The following is a 13,570-nucleotide window of genomic DNA, read 5'->3' as shown; positions in this document are numbered from 1 at the left end:
GGGGTTGATGTCACCGATCAAGCGGTTGTTCCCAGAGCCAGGGCAGCGTCCGTTGCGTCAGCAACTTGCGATCACGCTCACCGCCATCCTGACGCTGTCGATTCTGGTCGCCGTACTTCTACTGAATTTGCTGTTCGGCTGGCAGGCACGGGAGCTGATTGATCAGCGGGCTGCGTTTTTTATGGACGCAATGTTGTCGGTGCGTGCCTACACCAGCAAAAAAGTGAATCCAATTGTGGCGCCCCTCAATCAAGGCGCCGGACTGTTCCGGCCCGAGGCAGTGCCCAGTTTTTCGGCCCAGACGGTGGCGGGCTTGCTCAAGGACAATCCCGATTACCGCGAATATTCCTATCGAGAAGCGGCTCTTAATCCCACCAATCTGCGTGATAAGGCCGATTCGTTTGAAACTGGAATCATTGAGAAGTTTCGGCGCGATCCTTCTCTCAAGCGCCAGTCCGGCAGCAAGGCAACGCCATTAGGGGTGGTCCATTTCGTGGCCCAGCCGATCAAGGTCTCGAAAGAAAGCTGCCTCGTTTGCCATTCCACGCCTCAGAGAGCGCCTGCCAGTCAGCTCTTGGCTTATGGAGACAGCAGTGGCTTCGGCTGGAAGATGAATGAAATTGTTGGCACCCAGATCGTCACCGTGCCCCAAAAGGCAGTGTTTGCAGCCAAGGATCGCTCCCTGATCGCCACCGCAGGGCTGATGACGTTGGCTTTTGCAGGAGTGGGAATTATCACCAATGTGGTTCTGAATCAGTTGATCCTCAGACCGATGCGTGAGATCAGCCGCAAGGCTGAGGAGGCGAGTGTGATCCCTGCCACCGTGAATTTTGAGGAGAGGGAGCGTCGTGATGAGATTGGTCTGCTTGCGCGCAGCTTCGAGCGCATGAAACAGAGCCTGGCGATCTCGATGCAGATGCTCAAGGATCGCAAGGGTTAGGGGGGATGAAGCGCTGGCTGTCGTTGTTGGCCTTGCTGCTCACCTCCGCCTGTGGAGGGGTGCCCCGTTCTGATGTCTCCCTCTGTGGCTCCGGTGGTCGGCTGAGGGTTGGCCTGGTCGGAGCCGAGGAGGGACAGCTCGAGTCAGCTGCTGGTGTTCTGGCTGATCGTGAACAGTTCCGCTTGCGCGAGCTGCTGACGGTGGCCAGCCGGTGTGAAGTGCAATTAGAGCCTGTCGTCAGTCCGGAGCAGGCCCGGCTGCGCTTGAAGAACGGAGGTTGGGATCTGGCCTTTCTGCCTCCGGGACTGACGGCTTATGCGCTCGAGCAGAACGGAGGCTACGGGCTTGTGCGTCAGCTGGGTCGGCGGGGCAATTCCAAGTCACAGCTGCTGGTCAAAGCCAGCCGTGGTTTGACGAGTAGGGCTGATCTTCGCGGTCAGCGTCTCGGCTTGTTGCCGCGAGGGTCGTTGAGCGGTTTCTACTTGCCACTGTTCAACCTCCACGGCTTGCGGTTCTCCGAAGTGCATTACGCCCTTAGTTATGCCCGCCTGCGCGAGATGCTTCACGACGACAAGGTTGATGTGATCGCCTGGGATGGGGCAATCCCCCACGGCATGGATGGCTTTGAGGTGCTCCATGAAGACTCCCATCTGATTCCCCTAGGGGCGCTAGCCCTTAGTCAGCCCCTGTTGCAGGCGGATCACCAACCGTTTCTGCGTCAATTGGATGAGAATGTCACTCAACTACCGAGATCTCTGGGCTACGCCAGCGGAGTCCTCCCTGAACCGTATGCACTGAAGGAACTGAGGGCGATTGTGGCCGCTGTTGAGGGTTGGTCTCTACCTCAGGGTGGTCAGGCCTACACCGTTTATGGAGCGAAGTCGGCAACCATCGCTGGTCAGGGAGGCAATCGCTGATGCCGGAACAAGCTCGTCATCTCCGCGCCATCGTCTTCAGTGATGTGGTCGATTCCTCTCTGAAGATCTTTGCCGATGAACTGATCGCGATTCAGCGCATCAAGGAAGACCTGTCATTGATTCGCGACGCGGTACAGAGCCATGGGGGACTGCTTGTGAAATCCCTCGGGGATGGCTTGTTGGTGACCTTCGATGGACCAACCCAGGCGCTCCAGTTCATTCAGTCGGCCGTGGAGGCTCTGAGTGCGCGCGGACGTCAGTCGCTTGCCCATCGCTTCGGGCTGCACACCGGTGAAATTTATGCCGATGGCGATGACATTCTTGGCCAGGGAGTGCATCTCGCCTCTCGGCTGCAGACTGTCAGCCCCGCGAATGGTGTGGCTTTCACCCGTTCCACCTATGAGCTGATCGACCCTCGCTTCCGTCAGCTGGCCTGGGGGATGGGTGATGTGGAGTTGAAGGGTCTGCCAGAGCGGATGGATCTTTACTGTCTCGGTCCCGAGGAGCTGCTGCGCTTTGGTCGCGTTCCTTTGGAGACGGGCTTGAACGTGGATGCGCTGCTGCAAGACACCCCTTATTCCGTCGTTCGCCCCCTGAGTCGCTCCAAGGAACGCAACACGCTGCTGCTCCAGGAGCGTCAGCGTGACCGTCAGGCCGTGCTCAAGCTGATTCCCGCCGATGCGGCTCTGGAAGAGGCGTTGCGGGTGGAGTCGGCGTGCCTCGATCGACTGCGCCATCCTCGAATCCCCAGGGTGCTGGATGTCTATGCCCAGGGAGGAATCTTCTGTTTCATTCAGGAGCACATCGCTGGACCATCCCTGCATGGATCCCTCGACCTGTTGCGTCGCAAGCAGCGGCTAGCGGAGTTGTTGCGTCAGGTGCTGCAGGTGCTGGAGGTGGTGCATGCCGCAGGTCTGGTGCATGGCGACATTCATCCGGCCAACCTCATCCTTCCGGACAGTGATGGCGCTCCTTTTTTGGTGGACTTTTCGCTCTTACGGGCGCGTACGGAAGCCAAGCGTCAGCAGCCTGAGGGGGGTGAGCCAAGCTTGTCTGAGTTGGGTCGGCCTTATTTCACAGCCCCTGAACGGGCACGTTTTGGTCGGATTACGCCGGCTGCTGATCTCTATGCCCTCGGGGTGTCAGCTCTGCTGCTGTATTGCGGTGGAGAGCCGTCGACTCTGTACGACGAGACGTTGGCTTGCTGGAAGCTTGAAGGGCTCGATTTGGAGGTACAGCGTTGGCTGGCTCCCCTGCTTGAGGATCAGCCTGCCAGACGGTTGAAGCATGCCGCTGATGCCCTTCAGTTGCTGGATCAGCCATCGCCGGTGTTGGTGAGCCATACCGCTCCGCAGTCGCCGTTGCCGACCCGCTCAACGGTGGATGGGCCTCGGCAACCGGTCAGCAAAGTCGCTTTGCATGACCATCTGGTGGTGATTTATGGCCCGATGGTTGCGCTGCTGCTGGAGTCGACGCCCTCCACGATTGAATCCCATCAGCTGCCCTCATTGCAGGAGCGATTGGTGGGTGCAGGACTCGCCCTGGCTGATGTGGAGGAGGCGATGCGCAAGGCCCAGTTGAAAATGCCTGATGTCCCTGTCGGGGGGGGCATCGAAACCATGGCTCCTCTGGAGCCGTCAGTGGTTGTGCCACAGGCTCAAGCTGCTGCACCTGAGGCAGGTTTACAGGTGGCGTTGCTTGCCCTGCTTCGAGATCGTGTCGGGCCGATTGCGGATTTCATCTGGACCACTGAGCTTTGCGAAGCGGCGCAGCATGATCCGGCCTTTCTCCGCACCCAACTGCAGAACTCCTCCGTGCCGGTTGCTGTGATCGACGAACTGCTGGCGAAGGCGGCAACCCTTTCCGCGCAATTGTCTGCCTCTGAGGGTGAAGCGTTATCAGTTCCTGCCCCGAATACAGCTCCCCTGCCTGTCTCAAGGGCTGAAGAGGAATCTGCAGCTCCTGCTGTGCTTGAAGATGACCAGCTGCGTGCCCATCTCACCGAACTGATCGGTCCGATTGGCCTGACGGTGTTCGAGCAGGTGCGAGATGTCTCCAAAACCGATCAGCCTCGGGCCGTGTTGGAGGCCCTGCGACGTTATGGCGTTGATGAGGCTTTATTGGATGAACTGGCGCTCCGCTTTGGCCTCACCAGATGACGCTGTTGGCGAAGATGCTCCCCTCTGTGTTGTTGCTGAGCACCGGTGGCACGATCGCTGGCCGCGGTGATGCCAGCACCCGCTTGAACAGCTATGCAGCTGGTGCTCTCAGCACCGAAGAGCTTTTAGCGGCAGTGCCTGAGCTGCATCAGTTGGCCAGCTTTCAAGTTGAGGCCATTGCCAGCGTTGACAGTGCGGATTTGCAGTTTGCGCACTGGAATCAGTTGGTGTTGCGCATTCGCGCGGCCTTTGCGGCTGATCCGCATCTTGTGGGAGTGGTGATCACCCATGGCACCAATACCTTGGAGGAAACTGCCTGGTTGCTGGATCTGTTGATCGACGATCCGAGGCCAGTGGTGTTGGTGGGGGCGATGCGTCCAGCGACGGCTTTGAGCGCTGATGGCCCTCTCAATCTCTTTCAGGCTGTGCAGGTGGCGGTCAGCTTGAAGGCCAGGGGGCTGGGGGTGCTGGTGGTGATGGATGGCGAGATTCACAGTGCTCGTGTTGTCAGCAAGGTGGCGACGCAGGGAGTGGGTGCGTTTGCAAGCCCTGGTGCTGGCCCTCTGGGTTTGTTGGATGATGCCGGTGTCCATCTGCCTTCGGAGAGAACCCAGCGGGAGATACCTTTTGCGGGACTGCAGCTGCCGGAACTGTGGCCGGAGGTGGCGATCCTTCATGGTTGCGTCAATCCACCTGCTGCCTTGATCCAAGCCCTTCTCATGGCAGGGGTGGAGGGGCTGGTGTTCACCGGGACCGGTGCTGGTCAGCTTTCTGCGTTGGAGCGAAGGGCCTTGGAGGCCTGGAGCGGTTCTCTGCCTTTGATGCTGCGCTCGAACCGCTGTGGTGCAGGGCCGGTGCATGGTCATGCTGATGACCATCAACTTGGGCTGTTGCCAGCCGGCACCCTCAATCCTCAGAAGGCGAGGGTGTTGCTGTTGCTCGCTTTGATCGCAGGTCTTGATCGTTCTGGATTGCAGCGACTGCTTCAGGCGACATCAATGACGGTGGGCTGACTGAAACGGCTGCGGTTGGGGCCGATCAGCGCATCACGTCGATCACCGTGTTGTCACCCAGGCTGCTCGGAAGCGTGAGCGTGGTGCCCACGCGCTGCACTTTGATGCCGCCTAAGGAATCCAGAAATGGCTGAACACCAGTCTGATCGCAACCGACGGGTGCTTCACCGCTCACGTATTGCACGGGAATCACACGGCGGGGGTTGAGGGCTTTCACGACCTCAGCAGCTTCCTTGCCGTTGTACACCTTGCCCCCGCCGCCCACGCCGATGATCAGTACATCAGGGCGCCCTAGTAGCACCTTGTCTTCGCCGCTGAGCTTGGCGGCGGTACCGCCGAGGTGGGCAAAGCTCAGTCCACCCTGCTGCCAACGCCACAGGGTGGACTGGCCGTAACGGCGTCCCCCGATGCGGTCATGAGGGGCGGAGAAGCCTTCCAGGTTCAGGCCGCCTACCCGGAAGGAACCAGGTCGGGAAAGGAAGGTTCCGTTGGCGATGCGGGCCCCTTCATCTGGGAGTTCGGAACTGGCCAGGATCACGTTCGCCGTGACCCGTGGTTCCGCAAGACCCTTGGCACAACCCACGGCTCGGAACGGGTTGATCAGTACCGACTGGCCACCACCATTGATCAGTAGGGCGCTGTGGCCATAGTTGGTGATGGTGACGCCACCGGCCTGGGCATGCAGGCTTCCCCCCAGGGTGATGGATGCACCGAGCAGCATCGCTGCGGATCGGACTGCCGTGGTCGGCTTGCGAGCGGGCATGGAGTGGATCCGACTGGGCTTGGAAACTAGCAGTGGTGTGCTCCCGACTCAGCTTGACGTAAGAAGTTGGCTAGCAGCTGGTGGCCGGCTTCGGTGAGCACGCTTTCAGGGTGAAACTGCACTCCCTGAAGGTGGGGATAGTCACGGTGTCGCAGACCCATCACCATGCCGTCCTCGAGCCAGGCGGTCACCTCCAGGCAGGAGGGGAGACTGTCGCGCTCGGCCACAAGGCTGTGATATCTGGTGGCGGTGATGGGTTGGGGTAGTCCGGCAAACACCCCTTCCCCTTGATGCAGCACAGGTGAGGTCTTGCCATGCATGAGTTCAGGGGCACGCACCACACGACCGCCATAGACCTGGGCCAGGGCCTGATGGCCGAGACAGACCCCGAGGGTGGGGACCCTGGGAGACAGTTCGCGAAGCACGTCGAGGCACACGCCTGATTGGTCCGGGTCACCCGGGCCTGGTGACAGGAGGATGGCCTCTGGATTGAGGCTGCGGATCTCGCCAATGCTGAGGGCGTCATTCCGCTCGACGCGCAGATCAGCAGCGACCGGGTGTTCGCTCGCCAGCTCACCGAGATACTGCACCAAGTTGAAGGTGAAGCTGTCGTAGTTGTCGATCACCAGAAGCATGGCTCTGATTATCCCTGAAGGCGCTCCACCAGTGGCGGCAGCAGCAGGAGCAGGGCGATCAGCATTGAGCTGATTGCAGCCACCAGTACAGCGGCGGCGGCACAATCCTTGGCGATCCGAGCAAGGGGGTGAAAGCGCCGTCCGATCGCCAGATCAACGACCGCTTCCATCGCGGTATTGAGAAGTTCCAACACAAGCACCGCTGCGATGGTGAGCACCAAAACAGCCATTTGCAGGGCAGGGAGTTGCAGCCCGATCCCAAGGCTGAACACCACGGCCCCAATCACAACGTGAATGCGAAAGTTTCGTTGGCTGATGAAGCTGTAGCCCAGTCCCTGAGCGGCATAGCGGAAGCTGGAAGGCAGGTCACCGGCAATGGTCCAGGCCCCGCGGTGGGCAGCATGACGCGCTGTGCGCCGAGCCTGAGTTGGACTGGTTTGGCTCAGATCCTCAGGCACGGTGGATGCGCTCTCAGGGTGCAGTAGTGAGTTCTGAAGTCGCGTCACGACCACCCTCCCTTTGGCCCAGAACCATACCGCTCTTGCCAAGAAGTTGCTCCTGGCAGCGCAGCATCGCTGACAGCAGTGCCTCGTTGGGGTGATCCCAGCCGAGCAGGTGGAGAAAGCCGTGGCTGACGAGCCAGCGCAGTTCCCAAAGCAGATCATGGCCGTGGTCGCTGGCCTGTTTGCGGGCTGTCGGCACGGACACAATGATGTCCCCCAGCTCCAGGCATGGTGCCTCGATCAGTGGTGGTGCGTCGTCAAGGGCGGCAAACGAGAGCACATCAGTGGATTCCTGTTTGTTGCGCCAGCGGCCGTTGAGGTCGGCGATGGTCGCATCATCGGTGAGTTGCAGGCCCAGGCTGAATCCCTTTGCCTGTCGTACCGATGCAGGACAAGCGGGCGGCTGCAATGTTCTCATCGTCTGCAGCCAAGCAGTCAGCTCCTTGCGCCAGTCCTCTGAAGCGCTGAGGCGAGTGTGCTCTGTCTTGGAATCCGCGTCAGCGTGAAGGATCGTTGGTGCTGGATCAAATGCGAGATCGAGCTCGAATGCAGGCCTGGTCATTAAGGAAGGCTGGGACGTCCGAGCCAAGCCACCAAAACAATGAAGGCGAGGAAACCCACGCCAGTGAGGCCAAAGTGCAACAGGCTTTTGCTGCCCTTGCGCACCATGTTGCGCATGGCCTGCTTGACGAAGCTGGGGGCGTTGTCGTTCACCGTTTCATTCATGCGTCAGCTCTCGTCTTCACGGCCTGGGCTGTCGACACCCTGGCGCAGCAGAGCCTGAATGAAGGGGTCGAGATCACCGTCCATCACCCCTTGCACATCGGTGGTCTCCTCCTGGGTTCTTAGATCCTTGACCATCTGATAGGGGTGAAATACATAATTGCGAATCTGATTTCCCCAGGCTGCTTCAACAATGTCGCCGCGGATGTCGGCGATTTCCGCAGCGCGTTGTTCTTGGGCGATGACTAGCAGCTTGGCTTTGAGCAGCGCCATGGCCTTTTCCTTGTTTTGAAGCTGGGAACGCTCTTGCGTGCACCGCACGGCTAAGCCCGTGGGGATATGCAGGATGCGGACAGCGGTTTCCACCTTGTTCACGTTCTGGCCACCAGCACCACCGGATCGGCTGGTGGTGACTTCTAGATCCTTCTCTGGGATATCGACATCCACGTCTTCGTCCAGCATGGGCATGACCTCCACACCGGCGAAGCTGGTTTGACGCTTGTCGTTGGCGTTGAACGGTGAGATACGCACCAGCCGGTGGGTGCCTTTCTCGTTATGGAGATAGCCATAGGCGTAGCGGCCCTCGATTTCGATCGTGGCGCTCTTGATGCCTGCTTCTTCTCCTTCGGAGAGTTCGTCCACGCTCACCGACATCCCATGGTCTTCTGCCCAGCGCGTATACATGCGCAGGAGCATCTGGGCCCAGTCCTGGGCATCGGTGCCGCCGGCGCCCGCATTGATCGAGAGAACGGCTCCTTCCTTGTCGTATTCCCCACTCAGTAGCCTCTCCAGTTCCCAGCGATCCAGTTCGCTACGCAGTTTGGTCAGACCGGTCTGGGCCTCAGCGAGCATGTCGTCGTCGGGCTCCAACTCATAAAGCTCAAGGGTTGCCTCCGCATCGTCCACGGCACGACGCCATTGCAAGAGCTTTTCCAGTTGAGCTTTCACCTCATCGAGGCGGCGCATTTGCTTCTGGGCGTTTTGTTGGTCGTCCCAGAAACCCGGTTGGGCTGCGAGTTGTTCGAGGTCCTGCTGCCTGGCCTTCAGTGCAGGAACGTCAAAGACAGTCCTGGGCATGGCCCAGGCGGTCAGTGAGCTCGGAGAGGTCGCGCTTGAAGTCAGTGAGGTCGAGCAACGGTGAGGGTTTTTCCATTGATCCGACGCTATCAGCGTGGTTGGCCTGCATAAGATTCCCCCTCACCCGTTCTGCAAAGCCATGGCCAAGGTTGAGATCTATACCTGGCGCACCTGCCCCTTTTGCGTGCGCGCCAAGGGATTGCTTGATCGCAAGGGTGTGAGCTTCCACGAGATTTCCGTCGATGGTGATGAGCCGGCCCGTGATGCCATGGCTGATCGGGGCAATGGCCGGCGCAGTGTTCCCCAGATTTTCATCAACGACCGTCACATCGGTGGCTGTGATGAGCTGCATGCGCTGGAGCGTGCCGGTGACCTCGATGCGCTTCTGGCGCAGGCCTGATCGGAGGTTCCGATGCGCCAGTTGTTTGTGATGGATCCGCTGGAGCGGATCAATCCGGTCAAAGACTCCACGGCTGCCCTGATGCAGGCTGCCCAGAGGGCCGGTCATGAAGCGTGGGCGTCGACCCCTGCTGATCTCATCGCCTTGGGTGATGAACCGCTTGTCGTTGCGGTGCCTGTGCAGGCTGAACCCTGGCTCACGATTGGCGAGCCGCAGCGACAGCAGCTCCAGACCTTTGACGCGATTTGGATGCGCAAAGATCCACCCGTTGATGAGGCTTATCTCTATGCAACCCATTTGTTGGAGGTTGCCGAGCGGGCTGGGGCATTGGTTCTCAACCGGCCTTCCTCGTTGCGCAGCTGGAACGAAAAGCTCGGAGCCCTGCGTTTCAGCCGTTGGATGGCCCCGACCCTTGTGGCCGGTCGGATTTCCGAGTTGGAGGCCTTTGCCCATGCACAAGGCGAAGTCGTGCTCAAACCTCTCGGAGGCCGTGCCGGTCTGGGTGTGGTGCGGGTGTCAGCTCAGGCTCCAGGCCTGGGCGCGCTGCTGGAGCTGGTGACGGAGCAGGGGCGTTTGCCAGTGATGGCCCAACGCTTTCTGCCCTCTGTAACCGATGGCGATAAGCGCATCCTGCTGGTGGACGGGGAACCTCTCGGAGCCGTGAATCGCAAGCCGAAGGAGGGTGAGTTCCGTAGCAACCTGGCCGTGGGAGGGCATCCGGAGGCCACCGAGCTCAGTGACCGCGAGCATCAGATCTGTGCAGCCTTGGCACCAGCCCTGCGTGCAGAGGGCCTGTTCTTCGTCGGCATCGACGTGATTGGCGGCATGCTCAGCGAGATCAATGTCACCAGTCCCACTGGGATCCGAGAGGTGGAACGGCTCATGCAGGTCCCTCTCGCTGATCGGGTGATCGAACGTCTGAGCGCGCAACGCTGAGTCCCTCTGCGTTGTCTCGTCACTTTGGGACAGGGTCGCCACAATTCTGTTGGTGCTTCAGGGGAATTGGTGATGCGTAGGCGCACGGTGATGCTTGGAGGGTTGCTGCTCTCGGGCCTGGTCTTCAGTCAGGTTTTGGTCCCTGTTGCCGTGACGGCGGCGGAGCCACCGCCATTGATTCCGCGCGAGGTGCTGTTCGGTAACCCTGAGATCGCCGGGGTTGACCTCAGCCCCGATGGCACCCGCATCGCCTACCTCGCTCCTTACGAAGGAGTCCTCAACCTCTGGGTCCGTGATCTAGATGGGCGTGAAGAGCCCCGTCTGCTGACCCGGAAGACGGATCGGCCGCAACAGGGTGCTCGATGGACGCCTGATGGCCGCTTTTTGATCTCTAGCAGAGATGCACAGGGAGATGAAAACACTGTGCTGGTCAGAATTGACCCAAGCACAGGCGAGACGGTTGATCTCACGCCACCATCTGGTGTCTTGGCGCGTGTCAATGCTGCAGATCGCGATGTACCGGGTGAATTGGTGGTTGGCCTCAATGATCGTGATCCTCGCTATCACGATCTTTATGTGCTCGATATTGCAAGTGGAGAGCGCAAACTGCTTCATCAAGTTGACGATGGTCGACCCGTCGCAGTGGATCGCCTCAATGGTGAGTGGCATCCCTATCTGCGCTCTGAGGAATTGGCCGATGGCGGCGTGGTCTATGAGCTTCGTTTGCCTGGTGAGAAGGAGTGGCGCCCCTTTCTTCAATTCGATTTCGAAGATGCTCGCTTGTCTGGGCCAGGAGGGTTCACCCGTGATGGTCAGTGGCTGTATGGGCAACTGAGCACGGGGGAAGATAAACCTCGCCTTGTGCGTTGGAGTCGTGAGGAGCTGGAGCGCTGCACGACCGACTGTGGTTTTGAAGTCGTGCACCGTGCAACGAGTGGAGCGTTGGGCATCGCGATGAACACGATTGAGACTGGCGTGCCTTCGGTGCTGGTCGAAACGGATTTGCGTAGTCAGCGTTTCATTTTGGATCCTTCGCTGCGCTCCGATTACGACGCCTTAGAACGTTTGGCGGGCTCCAATGAGTTCTCGGTTTTCGATCGCGACAGGAAAGATCGACTCTGGCTAGTTGTGGTCGCTTCCGATCGTCAGGGCGAGCAAATCTGGCTCTGGGATCGAGATCGCCGTCAGCATCAACGGTTGTTTTCAGTTCAGCCAAAACTGGACGATTACGCCCTGGCATCGATGGAAAGCCTCGACCTCAAGGCCCGGGATGGTCGGCGGATTCCGGCTTATCTAACGCGCACTCCCCTCGCCAGTGATGGCCCGCAGCCCCTTGTTCTGGTCGTGCATGGTGGCCCTCAGGCCAGAGATTATTGGGGTTTGAATCGTACCCATCAGTGGCTTGCTAATCGGGGCTATCACGTGATGAGTGTGAACTATCGCGGCAGCACTGGTTTCGGAAAGGCGCATCTGCTGGCAGGAGAAGGTGAGTGGTATGCCCGGATGCAGGATGATCTGGTGGACGCCGTTGGTTGGGCGGTTGATCAGGGCATTGCTGACCCTGACAAACTGGTGATCAAGGGCGCGTCCTATGGCGGCTATGCGGCTTTGGCAGGATTGACGCGTGATCCAACGCTATTTGCAGCGGCGGTTTCAGAAGTCGGACCCTCGAATCTCCGCACATTGTTGGAAGCGATTCCTCCTTATTGGGCAGCCACTCGCATCAATTTTGACCGCATGATTGGTGTCGGCAGTGTTGACCTCGATGCCATTTCTCCGATCAATCATGTGGATCAGATTCAACGCCCTCTTCTGTTGGGTCACGGTGCCAATGATCCGCGGGTCAGCTTGCGGGAGAGTGAATCCATCGCAGCTGCAATGACGGCTCGCCAATTACCGATTGATTTTGTTGTGTTTCCTGATGAGGGGCATGGCTGGGCCAATCCACGTAATGCGTTGGCCTGGGCAGCGTTAGAGGAGCACTTTCTTCATCAACACATCGGTGGGCGCGTGGAGCCCTTCGGTGATGTGCTCAAGCAGTCCTCAATGGACTGGCGTCTGCGTTCGCTGCCGACCCCCTGAGCGCAGGTCGAGCTGGTCGGCTAGTACGGCCAGCTTCAGAGCCACCTCCTGAAGTTCTTTCTCAGCCAGTGATCCACGCACGAGGCCGGCCCCTGCGGTCAGGTCGAGGCGATGGCCGCGGGCATGGCCGCAGCGGATCGCTACCCGTAGTTCCGCATCCCCAGCGCTGTCGATCCAGCCCACTGGGGCGGCATAGCCTCCGCGTTCAAACGGCTCCAGACTGCGCAGCCAGGTCATCGCCTCTCGCCGTGGCAAACCAGCCACGGCAGGAGTGGGGTGGAGTGCACCGGCGAGGGTCAGGGGTTGATGGCCGCTGGCTGCCGCGGTGATCGGGGTGTGGAGATGCACCAGATGTCCGTGTCTTGCCAGCTGAGGGCGCCGTGGCCGACGTGGGCTGAGGCCCTGCTGCTGCAGGTGCTCAGTGATCGCTTGCACCACGAGCTCATGCTCGCGCCGGTCCTTGTCCGATTGCAGCAGAGCTTCGCCGCTGTCCCCCTGTCCTGCAGTTCCAGCCAGGGCGTCGCTGCGGAGCTGGCCGCCGCGCAGGCTCAGCAGGCGCTCCGGGGAGGCCCCGAAGAAAGCGTCAGCAGCGGAGCGTTGCCAGAGGAAGCGGCAGCTCCCAGCTTGCTCATGGCGCAGCCTGGCGAGGAGCGGAAGGGGATTGAGCGTGTCGCGCAGGGCGATGCTCTGGCGCACTGCGAGCACAAGTTTGTGCAGATCGCCCCGATTGACCAGTTCGATCCCCTGCTCAAGCGCCGGGGCATAGCACTGCTGCCAGGGCACGTTGGTGGTCACGGCACCGATCGGTCCTTGCCAGTGCTGAGAGTTGGCATTGGCAGTCGGGGCCTGCAGGCGTTGATGCATCGCCCACAGTGTTTCCACCAAATCGCGCACATCGCCGCTTTGGTGAGCCAAGCCATGGATTCTTAGCCAGCCCTGGCGGCCATGACGGCTTAGTTGCCATCGGGGCAGGACCGCTTGGACGGCTGGCGTGGTGTCGGCTGGTGGCTGGGCTTGTCGTTGCTGTTCGTTCGGATGGGAGAAAAAAGAAAAGGCCAACAGCACCCGGCTGCGGGCTTGGGCTGGTGCGTGGGGGCTGGCATCGATGAGGCGGGCCAGGGTGGCATCGCTGAAGCGTTGCGCCAGCTCAAATCGTTTGGGGCCAGCGAGGTCGAGGTGATGACAGCGCCCGCTGGCGGCCAGGCAGAGGCCAGGTGCGCCATCCCAAAGAAAGCGGAACGGATGAGTTGCTTCCAGCAGCGGTAGTTGCTCTAACGGGTCCACTCCTTGCAGGGGAAGGGCCATGCTGAAGACCCCGTCGTCGACCCGCTGCCGTTCCCAGATTCGCAATGCAGCGGCCAGCACGTCAGGGAACCGTGCTGCATCCAGGCTGGAGGCGGAAGCGGCCTGCATCCGACGTGG

14 protein-coding genes are annotated in these 13,570 nt (G+C 60.2%); 7 read left to right on the top strand and 7 right to left on the bottom strand.

All coding sequences use genetic code 11. The annotated features are described in order from the left end of the window. Positions 1–7 precede the first annotated feature (7 nt). The 4 genes from SIB72_RS03090 to SIB72_RS03075 are packed head-to-tail and all read left to right on the top strand — an operon-like array spanning position 8 to position 5,029. Positions 8–940 carry a DUF3365 domain-containing protein gene (locus tag SIB72_RS03090; RefSeq protein ID WP_413744554.1) on the top strand — a complete coding sequence of 311 codons (933 nt, stop codon included), beginning with the start codon at positions 8–10 and terminating at the stop codon, positions 938–940. Between the two features lie 5 nt (positions 941–945). Further along, positions 946–1,857, top strand: coding sequence for a phosphate/phosphite/phosphonate ABC transporter substrate-binding protein (locus SIB72_RS03085; protein WP_413744553.1), 912 nt, complete (start codon positions 946–948; stop codon positions 1,855–1,857). Further along, complete coding sequence (locus SIB72_RS03080; protein WP_413744552.1) at positions 1,857–4,016, top strand: protein kinase domain-containing protein; 2,160 nt, start codon at positions 1,857–1,859, stop codon at positions 4,014–4,016. The genes SIB72_RS03085 and SIB72_RS03080 overlap by 1 nt, the downstream gene beginning before the upstream one ends. Beyond that, positions 4,013–5,029, top strand: a complete 1,017-nt coding sequence (locus SIB72_RS03075; protein WP_413744551.1) for an asparaginase — start codon at positions 4,013–4,015, stop codon at positions 5,027–5,029. Before SIB72_RS03080 ends, SIB72_RS03075 begins: the two co-directional genes overlap by 4 nt. Before the next feature lie 25 nt (positions 5,030–5,054). Here SIB72_RS03075 and SIB72_RS03070 read toward each other — a convergent pair whose 3' ends face one another. The 6 genes from SIB72_RS03070 to prfB all read right to left on the bottom strand — a co-directional run bounded on the left by SIB72_RS03070 (position 5,055) and on the right by prfB (position 8,788). After that, positions 5,055–5,750: an MBL fold metallo-hydrolase gene (locus SIB72_RS03070; RefSeq protein WP_413745026.1), complete on the bottom strand. Its 696-nt coding sequence runs from the start codon at positions 5,748–5,750 to the stop codon at positions 5,055–5,057. A 68-nt stretch (positions 5,751–5,818) separates the two neighbouring features. Further along, the gene (locus SIB72_RS03065) at positions 5,819–6,427 is read right to left on the bottom strand and encodes an anthranilate synthase component II (protein WP_413744550.1); all 609 of its coding nucleotides are present in this window, start codon (positions 6,425–6,427) and stop codon (positions 5,819–5,821) included. Between the two features lie 8 nt (positions 6,428–6,435). Continuing rightward, on the bottom strand, positions 6,436–6,873 hold the full coding sequence (locus SIB72_RS03060; RefSeq protein WP_244281662.1) for a diacylglycerol kinase family protein: 438 nt from the start codon (positions 6,871–6,873) through the stop codon (positions 6,436–6,438). A gap of 25 nt (positions 6,874–6,898) precedes the next feature. After that, positions 6,899–7,492, bottom strand: coding sequence for an rRNA maturation RNase YbeY (gene ybeY, locus SIB72_RS03055; protein ID WP_413744549.1), 594 nt, complete (start codon positions 7,490–7,492; stop codon positions 6,899–6,901). Further along, the gene (locus SIB72_RS03050) at positions 7,492–7,656 is read right to left on the bottom strand and encodes a DUF3285 domain-containing protein (RefSeq protein ID WP_115121197.1); all 165 of its coding nucleotides are present in this window, start codon (positions 7,654–7,656) and stop codon (positions 7,492–7,494) included. The genes ybeY and SIB72_RS03050 overlap by 1 nt, the downstream gene beginning before the upstream one ends. Positions 7,657–7,659: 3 nt before the next feature. Further along, positions 7,660–8,788, bottom strand: a protein-coding gene (gene prfB, locus SIB72_RS03045; RefSeq protein WP_413745025.1) for a peptide chain release factor 2 whose coding sequence is annotated in 2 segments (ribosomal slippage) — positions 7,660–8,712 and positions 8,714–8,788 — 1,128 coding nt in all. Because the reading frame shifts where the segments join, the coding sequence is not laid out codon by codon here. An 81-nt stretch (positions 8,789–8,869) separates the two neighbouring features. Here prfB and grxC point away from each other — a divergent pair. The 3 genes from grxC (at position 8,870) to SIB72_RS03030 (ending at position 12,148) form a co-directional block, all read left to right on the top strand. Then, the gene (gene grxC / locus SIB72_RS03040) at positions 8,870–9,130 is read left to right on the top strand and encodes a glutaredoxin 3 (protein WP_413744548.1); all 261 of its coding nucleotides are present in this window, start codon (positions 8,870–8,872) and stop codon (positions 9,128–9,130) included. Positions 9,131–9,142: 12 nt separating this feature from the next. After that, a complete protein-coding gene (gshB, locus tag SIB72_RS03035) occupies positions 9,143–10,066 on the top strand; it encodes a glutathione synthase (protein WP_413744547.1) in 924 nt (307 codons plus the stop codon). 72 nt (positions 10,067–10,138) lie between these two features. Next, positions 10,139–12,148, top strand: a complete 2,010-nt coding sequence (locus SIB72_RS03030; RefSeq protein WP_413744546.1) for a S9 family peptidase — start codon at positions 10,139–10,141, stop codon at positions 12,146–12,148. Here SIB72_RS03030 and SIB72_RS03025 read toward each other — a convergent pair. Next, complete coding sequence (locus tag SIB72_RS03025) at positions 12,110–13,561, bottom strand: isochorismate synthase (protein WP_413745024.1); 1,452 nt, start codon at positions 13,559–13,561, stop codon at positions 12,110–12,112. The two genes, SIB72_RS03030 and SIB72_RS03025, sit on opposite strands and share 39 nt — an antisense overlap. Positions 13,562–13,570: the final 9 nt, after the last annotated feature.

The organism is Synechococcus sp. MIT S9451, assembly GCF_047304725.1.
Lineage (GTDB): Bacteria > Cyanobacteriota > Cyanobacteriia > PCC-6307 > Cyanobiaceae > Synechococcus_C.
This window is presented reverse-complemented; position numbering and strand designations above follow the sequence as displayed.

Coding starts and splice junctions, on each gene's coding strand:
- SIB72_RS03030 (WP_413744546.1), top strand. CDS start 10,139: ATGCGTAGGCGCACGGTGATGCTTGGAGGGTTGCTGCTCTCGGGCCTG.
- SIB72_RS03050 (WP_115121197.1), bottom strand. CDS start 7,656: ATGAATGAAACGGTGAACGACAACGCCCCCAGCTTCGTCAAGCAGGCC.
- SIB72_RS03070 (WP_413745026.1), bottom strand. CDS start 5,750: ATGCTGCTCGGTGCATCCATCACCCTGGGGGGAAGCCTGCATGCCCAG.
- SIB72_RS03025 (WP_413745024.1), bottom strand. CDS start 13,561: ATGCAGGCCGCTTCCGCCTCCAGCCTGGATGCAGCACGGTTCCCTGAC.
- grxC (WP_413744548.1), top strand. CDS start 8,870: ATGGCCAAGGTTGAGATCTATACCTGGCGCACCTGCCCCTTTTGCGTG.
- SIB72_RS03090 (WP_413744554.1), top strand. CDS start 8: ATGTCACCGATCAAGCGGTTGTTCCCAGAGCCAGGGCAGCGTCCGTTG.
- SIB72_RS03085 (WP_413744553.1), top strand. CDS start 946: ATGAAGCGCTGGCTGTCGTTGTTGGCCTTGCTGCTCACCTCCGCCTGT.
- gshB (WP_413744547.1), top strand. CDS start 9,143: ATGCGCCAGTTGTTTGTGATGGATCCGCTGGAGCGGATCAATCCGGTC.
- SIB72_RS03080 (WP_413744552.1), top strand. CDS start 1,857: ATGCCGGAACAAGCTCGTCATCTCCGCGCCATCGTCTTCAGTGATGTG.
- SIB72_RS03065 (WP_413744550.1), bottom strand. CDS start 6,427: ATGCTTCTGGTGATCGACAACTACGACAGCTTCACCTTCAACTTGGTG.
- ybeY (WP_413744549.1), bottom strand. CDS start 7,492: ATGACCAGGCCTGCATTCGAGCTCGATCTCGCATTTGATCCAGCACCA.
- SIB72_RS03075 (WP_413744551.1), top strand. CDS start 4,013: ATGACGCTGTTGGCGAAGATGCTCCCCTCTGTGTTGTTGCTGAGCACC.